Origin of the sequence: Microcoleus sp. Z1_A1, assembly GCF_036700305.1 — a bacterium.
Taxonomy (GTDB): Bacteria; Cyanobacteriota; Cyanobacteriia; order Cyanobacteriales; family Microcoleaceae; genus Microcoleus.
Genome location: NZ_JAUBOR010000024.1, coordinates 88,262 through 100,579, shown reverse-complemented (window position 1 = coordinate 100,579; position 12,318 = coordinate 88,262). Strand labels below are relative to the sequence as shown.

Annotated in this window: 9 protein-coding genes; 5 read left to right on the top strand and 4 right to left on the bottom strand. The window is 45.3% G+C overall.

Annotated elements, in window-relative coordinates:
* Nucleotides 1-753 precede the first annotated feature (753 nt).
* Complete coding sequence (locus QT973_RS17055) at nt 754-1,197, bottom strand: hypothetical protein (protein WP_333058561.1); 444 nt, start codon at nt 1,195-1,197, stop codon at nt 754-756.
* A 66-nt stretch (nt 1,198-1,263) separates the two neighbouring features.
* Nucleotides 1,264-1,668, bottom strand: a complete 405-nt coding sequence (locus QT973_RS17050; RefSeq protein ID WP_190741019.1) for an NIL domain-containing protein — start codon at nt 1,666-1,668, stop codon at nt 1,264-1,266.
* A 178-nt stretch (nt 1,669-1,846) separates the two neighbouring features.
* Between QT973_RS17050 and QT973_RS17045 the strand changes: the two genes are divergently transcribed.
* The 5 genes from QT973_RS17045 (at nt 1,847) to QT973_RS17025 (ending at nt 10,895) form a co-directional block, all read left to right on the top strand.
* A complete protein-coding gene (locus QT973_RS17045; RefSeq protein WP_333058562.1) occupies nt 1,847-2,449 on the top strand; it encodes a thioredoxin family protein in 603 nt (200 codons plus the stop codon).
* A gap of 434 nt (nt 2,450-2,883) precedes the next feature.
* The gene (locus QT973_RS17040) at nt 2,884-6,108 is read left to right on the top strand and encodes an efflux RND transporter permease subunit (protein ID WP_333391773.1); all 3,225 of its coding nucleotides are present in this window, start codon (nt 2,884-2,886) and stop codon (nt 6,106-6,108) included.
* 462 nt (nt 6,109-6,570) lie between these two features.
* The gene (locus QT973_RS17035; RefSeq protein WP_333391771.1) at nt 6,571-7,692 is read left to right on the top strand and encodes a hypothetical protein; all 1,122 of its coding nucleotides are present in this window, start codon (nt 6,571-6,573) and stop codon (nt 7,690-7,692) included.
* Nucleotides 7,693-8,073: 381 nt separating this feature from the next.
* Complete coding sequence (locus tag QT973_RS17030) at nt 8,074-9,201, top strand: hypothetical protein (protein ID WP_333391769.1); 1,128 nt, start codon at nt 8,074-8,076, stop codon at nt 9,199-9,201.
* Between the two features lie 512 nt (nt 9,202-9,713).
* Nucleotides 9,714-10,895: an RtcB family protein gene (locus QT973_RS17025; protein ID WP_333232145.1), complete on the top strand. Its 1,182-nt coding sequence runs from the start codon at nt 9,714-9,716 to the stop codon at nt 10,893-10,895.
* A 227-nt stretch (nt 10,896-11,122) separates the two neighbouring features.
* Here the strand turns inward: QT973_RS17025 and QT973_RS17020 are convergent, their stop codons facing one another.
* A complete protein-coding gene (locus tag QT973_RS17020; protein ID WP_333262236.1) occupies nt 11,123-11,494 on the bottom strand; it encodes a DUF4278 domain-containing protein in 372 nt (123 codons plus the stop codon).
* A 343-nt stretch (nt 11,495-11,837) separates the two neighbouring features.
* Nucleotides 11,838-12,182, bottom strand: a complete 345-nt coding sequence (locus tag QT973_RS17015) for a BON domain-containing protein (RefSeq protein ID WP_333053154.1) — start codon at nt 12,180-12,182, stop codon at nt 11,838-11,840.
* Between the last annotated feature and the right edge of the window lie 136 nt (nt 12,183-12,318).

Here is a 12,318-nt window from a genome sequence, read left to right as displayed (position 1 = left end):
GCTCAAAGTAAAAGTGAAAGGGGAGGGACTTGAAGCCTCCCATGTCTATAAATGACTATACTTTTACCAGCTATGAGGATGTGGCGATGCGGAGATTTTATACAAGAACTAATGGCAGACTCATCTGATGCGTTAAAGTCGGCTATTGAGTTCTCCCTAAAAATAAAATGGCCCCACCGCTGAAGGGCTGTAGGGCGCAAGGACAGTTAAACGCTAACTTGATTGTCGGGAAATTTAGCATCAATGATACTCTGCTATGTGACGATTTTACGATCGTCCATTCACTAATCAACTCTCCCGTATCAAAAAATGTAACCCAGCACCGATCGAATTCAACCTGTCCTATTCTAAAAACAATACCTCATGCATTCTGACTAGCAGCTCCCTAAAGCTGCTTTTTTATTGCGATGAGTTTTTGGCTGCGGGACTTGCGGGTTCTTGGCAATAACATTTTGAGCAACAGTCGCTACACTTCAATACTGCCCTAGGGGTTTTCAGTTCCACTCCAGGTTTGTCGGTAATGGGTAATTAGTAATTGGGAATTAGTAACGCGCAACCGGGAATCGGCAATTGAGAAGCTTTACCTCACGAGGCTGGAAAACTGCTATGATTACGGCGCGGAACGGGGAATTAATCCGGGGGTGGGGGATTGAAAAAAAATAAGCTGTATTTATTGATGGGCGATCTGATAGTTTTCGGCTAAATATCCATTGCGAGTTATAGAATTTGGTTGGATGAATTTCCCGTTCCGAATTAAGAGAATACGAGCCTGCCTGTTTTTGCCCAAAACTCGATCGCTCCGCCCAACCCCACACCTGTTAAAGAAATGGTAGCTAATACCGCAAAAGCCCGCCAATTTTTCCAACCAGATATTTGAATATCGAGTCTTGCCAAAGCTCCGGCTGAAATCAAGAGTAAACAAGTAGCAAAAAGGTGCATCCAAGCAATAATTACTACTGCTACAAAAGCTCCTAAAATTATAGAAATAAAAGCACCCATATCACTCGAAAACCACCGCAAAATTAATGCTTTTATGTCTTTCAACGGGAACGAGAAGGCGGCAGTCAACACTAGAATTGAAGCTATGGCTAGAAACCAAGTCAGGTGCGGGGGAACATCAAACTCAGATAATTTCCAGCCAAAAGTGAAATAAGTAACAAAAAGTAGAGTTAGGGAAACCCAAGAGTTTTTTTTCATCCAATGGCACAATTAGGAGAACCAGGCAAAAAAAAAGATGATGCTCCCGATGAGTTTGTACAGGGCTTAGAGGTTAGTAGAAATAGCTTGCACCGGACAAGTAGGGATGCACTGCTCGCAAACGATACAGCGCGATCGAGCAAAACTTAGTTTAAAGCTTTCTGGGTCAAGGGTCAAGGCTTCTGTCGGGCAAACCCCCGTACATAAACCGCAGTCAACGCAGATATCTTCGTCTATAAGTATTTCCCGACTGGCTAGGGAAACGCCGATATTTTGCGATCGCATCCAGTCGATCGCGGCTTCTAGTTGGTCGATGTCCCCTGATAACTCTAGCACCAGTTTGCCCACCTGATTCGGAGCCACCTGAGCGCGGATAATGTTGGCTGCAACATTAAAATCCTTTGCCAGTCGATAGGTGACAGGCATTTGGATCGATCGTTGGGGAAACGTCAGTGTTACCCGTTTTTTCACCCTGCAAGTCCTCGGTAATTTACAAACAATCTTTGTTATCTTCTGTTTTAGCGCACTTAATCTAATTACTGCCTTTAGCACAAATTTTTATGAAATGGGTCTGATTATCTCAAAATGTGGTATAATCTGAATCTATTATTTAAAATAAAAACATAGAAATCAAAGCGCAATTTATTTTATGACCCAGAATTCGCCCAAGTCAACGGTCGCCCCCGTCGCCAAAAATCCCGAAACAAAAGTCGCCACGCGCCTCAGAAACTTATTGATCGTGTTAACAGCGATCGCCCTTTCAATATCCATCTTCTTCGGGCTGCAAACCCAAACGCCGTCAAGCAGTCTCACCGACATGGCAAAAGCTTCAACGCCATTAGAAACAGCTTTGGTAAATGGCAAACCGACACTGATGGAATTTTATGCTAATTGGTGCGGTAGCTGTCAGGCAATGGCTAAGGATCTGAGCGAAATCAAACAGAAATACGCCGAACCGATGAATTTTGTGATGCTGAATGTAGATAATGACAAATGGCTGCCCGAAATCACAAAATATCGAGTAGATGGCATTCCGCACTTTGTCTATTTGAACGATAAAGGCAGCGCCGTTGCTGAAACGATGGGCGAAATGCCGCGCAGTATTATGGAAGCTAACTTAGAAGCTTTAATTGCAGGAAAACCTCTGCCACACGCCCAAGCAGGCGGTCAAGTTTCTAATTTTACTCCCCCCACAGGGCCTGTGAAAACAAGTAGCTCCGACCCCCGCGCCCACGGCTCTCAAGTACAGTAAATGAAGGAAGTTCGGCAACGGATTCTGTAACGGATGTAACGGATGTCAGCAAGAGGGAAGAAGGAAGAAGGAATAAAGAAGAGGGAAAAGGGAAGAAGACTTTAGGAACAGGCAAGATTCCTGTTCCACAAGAAAGTTTATTTGTTGTGGAACAGGCATCTTGCCTGTTCCTGATGGCGATAAGTTAGAGAGATTCAAAAGCCCCTTGCAATTTCTGCCAATCTGCGTTGTGGGCGATCGACTACCTCTAAAGAAATATTCACAAAAACTTTTGGGAATATTTATTAAGATTTATTATACTCCTCGTAAGGTGCGTCAGTAGATATTCTCTCACCGCCTAGAAAAATTCAAGACTGACGCACCCTACTAGAATTAGTCTGAATGACGGGGCCGACTCTTCAATCTAAAATCTAAAATCTAAAATCTAAAATCGAATGACTCCTGACAAAACCGGATTCAGTATTAGCGCGACCGCGATTCGTCGCCACATCGGCACCCTCATGCTGACACTTGCTATCATAATCGTGGGCCTTTTCTACATCACCCAACTGCCCGTTGACTTGCTACCCTCCATCACCTATCCCCGCATCGGCGTGCGCTTGAACGCCCCAGGCGTATCCCCAGAAGTAGCAATAGACGAAGTTACCCGCCCCCTCGAACAAGGGCTGTCCGCCACTGAAGGCGTCATGCAAGTTTTCTCCCGCACTCGCGAAGGACAAGTCAGCGTCGATTTATTCTTCAAACCCGGGGGCAACATCGACCAGGCCCTCAACGACGCCACCGCCGCTGTCAACCGCATCCGCAACCGACTTCCCGATACAGTTGAATCGCCCACTCTCTTTAAAGTTGACCCTTCCCAGCAGCCGATTTACGAATTTGCCCTCACTTCCGACTCCCTGCAAGGAGTAGATTTGCGCGTATTTGCTGACGAAGAATTATCCAGAGAACTAAACGTAATTCCTGGAATCGCAGCAATTGACGTGGCCGGCGGCGTGCAAGAAGAAATTCAAGTAAATATTGACTTAAATCGCTTGCAATCTTTAGGTGTCAGTATTTCTGACGTTTTATCAGCGCTCGAATCCCGGAACCTGGACACTTCCGGCGGGCGGCTGCGGCAAGAAGCAGCAGAACCTTTAACCCGCACCGTCGGGCGATTTCAGAACGCGAAAGAAATTCAGGCAATTTCTTTTCAAGCATCGGGTTCCAATCCGCCAAAACGAGTTTTTCTGCGCGATTTTGCTCAGGTAATTGACGGTACAGAAGAAGAGCGAGTTAAAGTATTTCTCAATCAGAAATCAGCCGTAAAAATTAGCATTCAAAAGCAGCCAGACGCGAATACAATTTCAGTTGTAGATGGCATCAAAAAGCGGCTAGAAGAATTAAAAACATCCGGGGCAATTCCCGAAGGTACGACTATCGTTACTACTTTTGATGAGTCTAAATTTATCCGCGATTCTATTAGTAACGTCGTATTTTCTGGTTTAACCGGGGCTGTTTTAGCGGGGGCATCTGTATTGCTTTTCCTCGCTTCACTTCGCCAAACTTTGATTATTGTCCTGGCAATTCCCCTCGCAACTTTAATGGCGATTATCCTGATGGGAGTTTTTGGCCTATCTCTGAACGTTTTCAGTTTGGGTGGTTTGGCGCTGGGTGTGGGAATTGTGGTCGATAACTCGATCGTCATGCTGGAGAATATTGTCGAAGGAACCAGCAATGCAAACAGTGCCAACGGCAAGCAGCGTTTAAGTAACAAGCAGTTGATTCAGCAAGCAGAAAAAAGCAGCCAAGAATTAGAATCAGCTTTATTTGCTTCCACCATCACTAACTTAGTTGCCGTACTGCCATTTTTGCTCATCGGCGGCTTAGTTTCCTTACTTTTCAACGAATTAATTCTCACCATCACCTTTTCCGTCGCCGCCTCTCTGATTGTCGGATTGACAGTTGTACCGATGATGGCTTCTCGACTGCTAGCGCTGCGGGTATCCAGCGGTTTGAGCAACTTTTGGCCGCTGCGCGCATTCGATCGAGCTTTTACCAATGCTACCGCCGGCTACGGGAAATTTTTATCGGGAGTAGTGCGGTGGCGGTTGATTATCATTGCAGTAGCGATTATTGGATTGGGTGGCGGCAGTTGGCTGATGGCTGGTCAAATTCCCCAGGAAATATTGCCCAGAATTAATACCGGTCAAGCGAGATTGTTTGCTTTGTTTCCTGCAGGCACAAATTTGGCAACCAACCAAAAAATCATGGCAGAAGCTGATAAAATTATCCTCAGCCAACCAGAAACTCAATACACTTTGACGACGGTGGGCGGGCTGTTATTCGGCAACAATACGGTTGAGAATTTGCTGCGCGGCGGCTGCAACATTACGCTGAAACCGGGCACCAATACATTGGATTTTGTGCAGCGAGTTACGCAAGAATTGAATAAAATTGATTTGCCAAAAAACACTCGTTTGCGCCTGATTCCAGAAAATGTGCGGGGTTTGGTTTTAACTAATTCGCCAGTGCGGGGCGCTGAAGTAGATGTCCTGCTTCAGGGCGAAAATGAACAAATATTGCAGCAAACTGGCCGCGAGATATTGGCAACTTTGGATCAAAAGGTAAAATTAGCTCGTTTTCGCCCGGATGGAGACCCGCAGCAAACGGAAGTGCAGATTCGCCCCAACTGGGAACAAGCGGAAGTCTACGGGTTGAATGCGAGGCAAATTGGAGAGGCGATTCAGACAGCAATTCAAGGTTCTGTTCCCACGCAATTGCAGCGGGGAAACCGTTTGGTTGATGTGCGGGTACAGTTCGATCGCGATTCTGTCCAATCGGTTTCGGAACTAAAATTTATTCCTTTAACTGCTAGGGATAACAGCATTATCCGCTTGAGCGATGTGGCGAATATTGAACTGGGAAAAGCGCCGGGGGAAATTCAAAGGCTTAACCAGCGCCAAGTTTTCTTGATTGCGGGGAATATTAATAAGGGCGCGAGTTTGGGCGATGCTTTGAAACAAGTGGATGCAGTTTTGTCAGAAATAAAATTGCCGCAAGGAGTGCGAGTCATACCGAGTTCGGCGGCGGAAACCAACCGGGAATTGCAAAGTTCGCTGATTGTTTTGGGTTCTTTGGCGGCGTTTTTGGTATTTGTGGTAATGGCGGTGCAGTACAATTCGCTTGTCGATCCGCTGGTGATTATGTTAACGGTGCCCCTGGCTTTGGCTGGGGGGATTTTCGGGTTGTATGCGACTAAAACTCCGATCGGCGCAACGGTGATTGTGGGGGCGATTTTGCTGGTGGGAATTGTGGTAAATAATGCGATTATTATGGTGGAGTTGGCGAACCAAATTGGGGAAGATGAAAAGGTCGATCGCGCCACAGCAATTCTCAGGGCCGCACCTCAGCGCTTGCGTCCGATTTTGATGACAACTATTACTACAGTTTTGGGTTTATTCCCCCTAGCTTTGGGCATTGGCGACGGTTCGGAATTCTTGCAACCGCTGGGTGTGGTGGTGTTTTCCGGTTTGTCGCTGGCGACGCTGCTGACGCTGTTTATTATTCCGTGTTTTTACATTTTGCTGCACGATTTATTTGGTATGTTTGCAGGGAATAAGAAACCGCAGGCGGTTGCTATTCCTGTGCAGAAGGTGGGGAGAAAGACTCCGAATTTGTAATAATTTAGTGCCAGCAAATACGCGCTTTTCCCACAATCCGACAGGGAATGAATTCCCTGCCTCATAGCGAAAGTCGGTTAAAACCGACTGTAGATTTTGACGGGAAGTGCGATCGATTTTAGTCCTCTTTCAGAGGACTTTTGCTATGAGACAGGGAATTCATTCCCTGTCGGACTGTCGGTTAAAACCGACTGTAGATTTTGAGGAAAAATACGATCTATTTCAGTCCTCTTTCAGAGGACTTTCGCTATGAGACAGGGAATTCATTCCCTGTCGGACTGTCGGACTTACCAACAATACTGGTACGGCATTTGATGTTAAGTTGACGCGCCGATAATTAGTCGGTAAGGTGCGTCAGTAAACAGTCTCTGACTCCCCAAAGAAATTCCCGACTGACGCACCCTACGATAAATGCTGCAAGATTTCAGTTAAAATAGAGCTTATTTACGCTGAAATATCTTTATGCTGATTTTACCAAAACATGAAAAACAAATTGACTGGGGTATCTTAGCCATAAATCAACGCACTGATTCCGATTGGACTATTGCGACAAGTTGCGATCACAAAAAAGTCACTTTAGTCGATCGCAACTTGTCGCCAAAATACGAATACCAGCTTCCCGACGAAATTAGCTGTTTAGCCATCAGTCCCAAAGGAGATTTGCTGGCAGCAATTATGGCAAATGGCAATCATTTAGCAATTGTGACAGCAGAAAACCAGCTAGTTTTTGAAGAACAGCTACCTCACCCTCCTGTTAAGTTTTCGTATAACAAAAATGGATTTCAGGACTGCTGGTTTGATGCAGACGGCGTGCGTTTTTGGTGCATGAAATTAATTGAAGGCGGGGAAGTCGAGATTCAAATTCGCGATACCAATTCGTGGCAAATTCAACGACAACTTTTGCTCGAAGACCCTTTTTGCTGGAGTTCCTTCTCGTTTCACCCGCACCCCGAAAATCAAATTTTAGCTCTTTGGGCTGCCGCAGGTCAGGACGGACAGCAAATCTACTGGCTTTATGACGATGGTACGGAAATTCACGCCGTGGAGGTTCCATGTCCCGATGACACAGGGCCTCCAGAATTTCATCCTGCTGGTGGCGAATTTGTGGTTGTACATGGTTGTGAGCGAACAATCAGCCGATTCAGTTTTCCTGACTGCAATCTACTGGGAATATGCGAATGGCCTTGGCCTGATTCTGATGACGGTTTTCTCTTCTCTATGTGCTACCTATCGGACGATCGCCTTCTAATTAACACTAATGAAGGACTTATGTATCTAATCGATCTTAACAAAATGGAAATGTTAGATGAACTGATTTTAAGCGGTCATGAACCGCGTCCTTCTCAAGAACTTTATCCTAATCTTAATGAGGAAGAAGGGCTTTGCAGCGACTTGGACTGCTTTTATAGATTTGATTCAGATAGGATTCTTTCGGTTCACTCACAACTGCCGAGTCAAAAGCCTGAGTCTAAACAGAGGACATTAGTTATCTTCGGGGGAAAAGAGCTGTTTGGTTCCTTGACGAAGGTACAACAATCCGCACCCTACAGTAAATTATTCATTCAATCTTTAGGCCTTTCTTAAGGATTTCCAATACAAAACGCTTCTTGTGCCGTGTTAGCTTTTGACTCGCTTTCCCACAATCCGACAGGGGTTGAAACCCCTGCCTCATAGCGAAAGTCGGTTAAAACCGACTGTAGATTTTGACGGGAAGTGCGAGGGATTTTAGTCCTCTTTCAGAGGACTTGAGCTATGAGACTGGGAATTCATTCCCTGTCGGAGTGTCGGATTTACCAACAATACCGCTACTGCATTTGATGTTAAGTTGACGCGCCGATAATTAGTCGGTAAGGTGCGTCAGTAAACAGTCTCTGACTCCCCAAAGAAATTCCAGACTGACGCACCCTACGATAAATGCTGCAAAATTTCAGTTAAAATAGAGCTTATTTACGCTGAAATATCTTTATGCTAATTTTACCAAAAAATGAAATACAAATTGACTGGTCGTTCTCACACATAAATCAACCCATTAATTCCGAGTGGGCGACGATTGTCAGTGGCGATCGCAAAAAAGTCACTTTAGTCGATCGTAACTTGTCGCCAAAATACGAATACCAGCTTCCCGACGAAATTAGCTGTTTAGCCATTAGTCCCAAAGGCGATTTGCTGGCAGCAATTATGGCAAATGGCAATCACTTAGCAATTGTGGCAGCAGAAAACCAGATCCTCTTTGAAGAACTCCTACCTAACCCTCCTGTTAAGTTTTCGTATAGCAAGAATAGATTTATGGACTGCTGGTTTGATGCAGACGGCGTGCATTTTTGGTGTATCAAATTAATTGAAGGCGAGGAAGTCGAGATTCAAATTCGCGATACTAATTCATGGCATATCCAACGAAATATTAGGCTCAAAGACCCTTTTTATGGCCGTGGATTCTGGTTTCAACGACACCCAGAAAATCAAATTTTAGCTGTTTGGACTACCGATGGTCAGGGCGAATCGCAAATCTATTGGCTTTATGATGATGGTATGACAATTCATGCCGTAGAGGTTCTCTGTGCCGATGATTACATGGGGCCTCCAGAATTTCACCCTGCTGGTGGCGAATTTATAATAGTACATGATTGCGGCCGAAAAATCAGCCGATTCAGTTTTCCTGACCGCAATCTACTGGGAATATGCGAATGGCCTTGGCCTGGGCTGAGTGACGGTTTTGGTAGCTATATGTGCTACCTATCAGACGATCGCATTCTAGTTAATACTGATGAAGGGCTCATGTATCTAATCGATCTTAACAAAATGGAGATATCAGAGCAACTAATTTTAATCGGTCACGAGCCGCGTTCGTCTAAAGAACTTTATCCCAATCTCAAGGATGTTGAAGAAGGGCTTTGCGGCGACTTGCACTATTTCTATCGTTGGGATTCAGATAGCATTCTGTCCGTTCATTCACAAATCCTGACTCAAGAACCTGACTCTAAACAGAAAACATTAGTTATCTTCGGGGGAAAAGAGCTGTTTGGTTCCCTGGCGAAGGTACAAGAATCCGCACCCTACAGTAAATTATTCATTCAATCTTTAGGCATTTCTTAAGGATTTCCAATACAAAACGCTTCTTGTGCCGTGTTAGCTTTTCACTCGCTTTCCCACAATCCGACAGGGGTTGAAACCCCTGCCTCATAGCGAAAGTCGGTTAAAACCGACTGTAGAGTTTGACGGAAAGTGCGAGGGATTTCAGTCCTCTTTCAGAGGACTTTAGCTATGAGACAGGGAATTCATTCCCTGTCGGACTGTCGGTTAAAACCGACTGTAGATTTTGACGGGAAGTGCGAGGGATTTCAGTCCTCTTTCAGAGGACTTTTGCTATGAGACAGGGAATTCATTCCCTGTCGGAATGTCGGACTTACCAACAATACCGCTACTGCATCTGATGTGAAGTTGACGCGGCAAGAATTAGTGGGTAAGGTGCGTCAGTAAAAATTCTATGACTCCCAAAAGAAATTCCAGACTGACGCACCCTACGAGAATTAGTGTGTTTGACATCCGAAAGTCTTTGTGTTACACTCGTACTACATAACAAACTTGCAAAACCAACTTAAACAAAAATGCCCTACGAAAAATTAGACATATCAGCCCCAAAACCAGTATTATCTTGGGCAAATCACGCCCTGGGCGAAAAAGAAACCAAGATGACCGCAAACGTAGCATCTTTGCCCTTTGTATTCAAACACGTCGCACTAATGCCCGACGTACATTTAGGAAAAGGTGCTTTAGTCGGTTCAGTAATTGCCACAAAAGAAGCGATTATTCCGGCGGCTGTGGGCGTCGATGTGGGTTGCGGTATGTCTGCGATAAAAATGCCATTCAAAGCCAACAAACTAGAAGGCAAACTCAAACAAATTCGCCTCGATATCGAAGCAGCAATTCCAGTCGGATTTTCGGAAAACAAAGAAGTAGAAACAACTGTCACCAACTGGCAAGGATGGGGCGAGTTTAAGGAACTTCATCAAGGTGTGCAGCACCAAAACAATAAAGCCTTAAAACAAATGGGTTCCCTCGGCGGCGGTAATCATTTTATTGAGGTTTGCGTTGATACTGAAAACTTTGTGTGGCTAATGCTGCACTCCGGTTCTCGCGGCATTGGAAATTTGCTCGCACAGCAGCATATCGAGACTGCTAAAGATTTAGCTAAACTGGCAGAAATTAATCTGGCTGACAAAGATTTGGCTTATTTTGTAGCGGGTACGCGGGAGTTTGCGGCTTACTGGCACGATTTGCAGTGGGCGCAAGATTATGCTCGTTTTAATCGCGATGTAATGATGAATCGGTTTAAGCGAATTGTGGAAAAGCACGTCGCGGGTGGCAAATCTGTTAAGCCGTTATTAGAGGTGAATTGCCACCACAATTACGCGGAAAAAGAGGTGCATTTTGGCGAAGATGTGTATGTGACTCGCAAGGGTGCTGTGCGCGCGGATGTTGAGGATTACGGGATTATTCCGGGTTCGATGGGGGCGAAATCTTTCATTGTTAAAGGGAAGGGAAATGCTGAAAGTTACTGTAGTTGCAGTCACGGTGCGGGGCGCTTGATGTCTCGCACTCAAGCGAAGAATGTATTCACTCTCGATGATTTTGTGCGGCAGACTGACGGGGTTGAGTGCCGGAAAGATGAGCAATTTTTAGATGAAATTCCGGGGGCTTATAAGTCGATCGATGAGGTGATGAGTCAGCAGTCGGATTTGGTGGAAGTTGTGGCGACTTTGAAGCAGGTGGTTTGTGTCAAGGGGTGACAGAAACTGGTTTATTTGTACTTCATATCGTTTCCGGTTGTATCGGAATGATTTAACCGCAGAGGGCGCAGAGAACGCAGAGGGAGAGAATACAGAGAGGAATAATTCCGATGCTACCGGATTTGATATCACTTACCTGGAAAGTGCTTTATGGGAAGAGGGGGGAAATCAAGCCGCTGCTGATTTCCCCCCTCTTTACAAACGCTTTGTTTTCTGAAGCTTTTTCTCTAACACACCATTTGTCTTGACTCAATTTCTAGCAAGCGCAGCAGTGTTTCATCGCCCTTGGCTTTGGCTGCTTGCTTTCTACGATCGAGAATATTGCAAAGATTCGCCTGGTGTACTTGCGCCACTTCCACAACTGTTGGGTAATAATCCACCCTCGCTGAAGCGCTAGCTGCTGCGACATCACGATCGCCAGCTTGAGCATCTCGCTTTTTGGTATGGTTTGTGCCGCCGTATTTTCTGGGGTTGGGAATGTGTCTCGGATACCGATAGTTCCAGTTTTGACCCCGGTATTTGCCCGCGACTTCCCCTTCGATCATATCGACTGTCGGAATGTCGTACTCGTAGTTTGAACCGCGATAAGTGAGTTTCATATTTTTTGATCCTTATATTTATCGAGATAAAAAGGGCAATCAGGTCAGCGTTGGTTTTCTTCGCTAAAACATTTTTAGTTTCTGTATTCAATTATACTGTTTTTTTAGATAAATCGCTTTTTTTTACAAAAATTAATATTTTGAGGGGGAGACGGCAAGAAAAAACCCGCCGCAGCGGGTTTAATCCAGTTTCATAAAGTAGCGCTAGATATTACCCCCCCAACCCCCCCTCCCGCGGGGGGGCTAAGACTTCATCCATAGCACATCTTTAGAAAAATGGTATTAATCCAGTTTTTGACTGCTTCGAGCAGCCCCGGAGCGAAACTACTTCGGTTCCGAATAACTAGCCGACTGTCACCTGATCGGTTTGCACGTTTGTGGCACCTTCTTCAGCAGAGGCGATCGCCACCAACTTGTCGAGAATTTCCTGACTGGGAACTTGACCTTTGAGAACAACCGTGCTGCTGAGCTGAGCAACCCAAACAGTCTCGATATCAGCAACTTCTGCATCGCTGTCAAAAGCTAAAGCAACCCGCTTCGCGAGGCCACTTTCGTCAAAATTTCCGTCTGGGCCGACTTTAGCAGGAGCGATGGATTGCGCTTGTGCTGCTTGCTGTACTACTTGTGCCATCGGTTCAGCCTGGGGTGCAGGCTTTTCGAGTCCGAACAGTCTTTTAAACCAACCCATAGTATTTGAGTCTCCTGAAAATACACTTTTTACACAATAGCTCTAGAAGTCCAAAAGACTCGTAATTGTTGCAAAACTCAGCGAAATTTATCAAAATGTTTTCCGGTAGACTTTCACAATCTCAAATCTCCCATGA

Coding starts and splice junctions, on each gene's coding strand:
- QT973_RS17055 (WP_333058561.1), bottom strand. CDS start 1,197: ATGAAAAAAAACTCTTGGGTTTCCCTAACTCTACTTTTTGTTACTTAT.
- QT973_RS17045 (WP_333058562.1), top strand. CDS start 1,847: ATGACCCAGAATTCGCCCAAGTCAACGGTCGCCCCCGTCGCCAAAAAT.
- QT973_RS17040 (WP_333391773.1), top strand. CDS start 2,884: ATGACTCCTGACAAAACCGGATTCAGTATTAGCGCGACCGCGATTCGT.
- QT973_RS17035 (WP_333391771.1), top strand. CDS start 6,571: ATGCTGATTTTACCAAAACATGAAAAACAAATTGACTGGGGTATCTTA.
- QT973_RS17030 (WP_333391769.1), top strand. CDS start 8,074: ATGCTAATTTTACCAAAAAATGAAATACAAATTGACTGGTCGTTCTCA.
- QT973_RS17025 (WP_333232145.1), top strand. CDS start 9,714: ATGCCCTACGAAAAATTAGACATATCAGCCCCAAAACCAGTATTATCT.
- QT973_RS17020 (WP_333262236.1), bottom strand. CDS start 11,494: ATGAAACTCACTTATCGCGGTTCAAACTACGAGTACGACATTCCGACA.
- QT973_RS17015 (WP_333053154.1), bottom strand. CDS start 12,182: ATGGGTTGGTTTAAAAGACTGTTCGGACTCGAAAAGCCTGCACCCCAG.